Origin of the sequence: Kitasatospora sp. NPDC004669, assembly GCF_040609455.1 — a bacterium.
Classification (GTDB): domain Bacteria; phylum Actinomycetota; class Actinomycetes; order Streptomycetales; family Streptomycetaceae; genus Kitasatospora.
Genome location: NZ_JBEXKB010000204.1, coordinates 1 through 2,015, shown reverse-complemented (window position 1 = coordinate 2,015; position 2,015 = coordinate 1). Strand labels below are relative to the sequence as shown.

The following is a 2,015-nucleotide window of genomic DNA, read 5'->3' as shown; positions in this document are numbered from 1 at the left end:
GTGCGCCACGAAGTACCACACGATCGAGTGGAGGTGAAAGACCTTCTCCGCCGGACCGTCGCAGCGGTCTGGTGAAGCTGGGGGCAGCCTGATCCGGGGAACGCCGGGGAGGGCGGCAAGCAGCCCCGACAACGGCGGGACGTGCCGGGACTACCGGACGGTGCGGGTCCGTCTAGCGAGGTCAGAAGGTGTAGCGAGAGCGAACCAGTGGTTGAAGCTCCGTAAGCAGTGAGCCGGCTCAAACCTGGTGGATACGGGCCGGTGTGCAGCGCGTGACTCGACCGTCTTCGGACGGGCGGGTCAACTCCGAAGCCGGATTTCCTGTTCCGGTGGGGAGGCCACGTTGAAGGCCTGCGGCGTAGGCGTGGCGATGCTGCCGGAGTAGAGCTGGGCACCTCCCTGACCGATCGATTGTGTGGTGAACGTGGGAACCATCCGCGGTCGCCCGAGCCGCTGGGCAGCCAGTGCGGTGGTGGGCAGGTCCGTTGCCGACTGATGGCCGTGGGTGGGGCGGAGGCCCCGTAGTAGTCGCGGGAGTAACGACCCGTCATGGAGGCCGGGAAAGCCGGTCGCAGGGCCAAGGGGGCCAGCAAGTCAGTGGCTGAAGTACTGGAAGGTCAGGAGGTCATCGCCGGTGAACACCGACGAACTGGAGTCCGCCCTCTTCGGGTCGGAGCTGCGGGTACTGAATATCCAGACCAAGCTGCACCGTTGGGCTCGTGATGATCCTCATCGCAGGTTCGACGACCTGTTCAATCTCGTTGCCGATCCCGGCTTCCTTCTGGTGGCCTGGGACCGGGTGCGGGGCAACAGGGGTGCACGCACGGCCGGAGTGGACGGACGCACGGCGTCGTCCATCGCGCTGGGGGTCGGAGTCGAGGAGTTCCTCGGCTCGCTGCGGTCGCAGATCAAGGACCGTAGCTTTCGTCCCCTGCCGGTGCGGGAACGGATGATTCCCAAGGCGGGCGGCAAGCTGCGTCGCCTGGGGATCGCAACGATCACGGACCGGGTCGTGCAGGCATCCCTGAAGCTGGTGCTGGAGCCGATCTTCGAGGCGGACTTCCTCCCGTGCTCCTACGGGTTCCGCCCGAACCGCCGGACCCATGACGCGGTGGCCGAGGTGCGTCATCTCACGTCCAAGAAGTACGAGTGGATCGTGGAAGGCGACATCAAAGCCTGCTTCGACGAAATCTCGCACACGGCCCTGATGGACCGGGTGCGGGCACGAGTCGGGGACAAGCGCGTCCTGGCTCTGGTGAAGGCGTTCCTCAAGGCGGGCATCCTCGGTGAGGACGGCCTGCTGCGGGACAACGACACCGGCACTCCGCAGGGTTCGATCCTCTCGCCGTTGCTCAGCAACGTGGCTCTCTCGGTCCTGGACGAGTTCATCGCCCAGGCTCCCGGGGGGCCCGCATCTGATGTCTACGAGCGCCGGAGGCGTCGACGCCGTAGTCTGCCCAACTTCCGGCTGGTCCGGTACGCGGACGACTGGTGCCTGATGGTGCACGGCACCCAGGCAGACGCCGAGGCGCTACGCGAGCAGATCGCGGTGGTCCTCTCCACGATGGGCCTTCGCCTGTCGCAGGAGAAGACCCTGATCACCCACATCGAGCAGGGCCTGGACTTCCTCGGCTGGCGCATCCAGCGCCACCGAAAGCCAGGCACCAACCGGTACTACGTCTACACCTACCCGGCCAAGAAGGCCCTGCGGGCCATCATGGCCAAGGTCAAGACGCTATGCCGCGAGGTCGGCACGAACCAGCCGCTCGACGCCCTGCTCCTCCGGATCAATCCGGCGGTGCGGGGCTGGTGCGCCTATTTCCGGCCCGGGGTCTCCTTCGCGACCTTCTCCTACCTGCGCCACTACATGTGGCACACGGTCTGGCGATGGGTTCAGCGGAAACACCCCAAGACAGCCTGGAAACAGATCCGTCGCCACTACGGCGGCCGCGGATCTTGGTGGGCCAGCGAGAACAGGGAACTGTTCAACCCGATCTCGGTAGGCACCACGCGCT

Annotated in this window: 1 protein-coding gene; it reads left to right on the top strand. The window is 66.1% G+C overall.

Annotation, left to right across the window (positions count from 1 at the left end; all coding sequences use genetic code 11):
- Positions 1-634: 634 nt before the first annotated feature.
- Positions 635-2,015 (top strand): group II intron reverse transcriptase/maturase (ltrA, locus tag ABZW30_RS46890; RefSeq protein ID WP_355677477.1); only part of this gene is annotated, 1,381 nt, incomplete at its 3' end.